This is a genomic window from Neisseria sp. P0020.S003 (genome assembly GCF_051957095.1).
Lineage (GTDB): Bacteria > Pseudomonadota > Gammaproteobacteria > Burkholderiales > Neisseriaceae > Neisseria > Neisseria subflava.
In genome coordinates this window covers 1-230 of record NZ_JBQCWU010000112.1, presented here as the reverse complement: position 1 = coordinate 230, position 230 = coordinate 1, and the positions used below count along the sequence as shown (strand labels likewise).

At 51.3% G+C, this 230-nt stretch carries 1 protein-coding gene; it reads left to right on the top strand.

Annotated features, from left to right (window positions below; all coding sequences use genetic code 11):
- Nucleotides 1-230 (top strand): hypothetical protein (locus ACTHTQ_RS11580; protein WP_440363998.1); only part of this gene is annotated, 230 nt, incomplete at both ends.

Genomic DNA, 230 nt, shown 5'->3' with positions numbered 1-230 from the left:
CGGCAGATACCAAAGCGGGTGAAGCTAAAGGCCGTGCAGACGATGCTTACAATTTAGCAAGTCAAGCAGATACCAAAGCTGATGGTGCGGTAGCGAAAGCTGAAGCGGCAGATGCTAAAGCAGTAGCAGCAGATACCAAAGCTGATGGTGCGGTAGCGAAAGCGGAAGCAGCAGATGCTAAAGCAGTAGCAGCTGATACTAAAGCCGGTAAAGCGGCAACAGATGCAGCA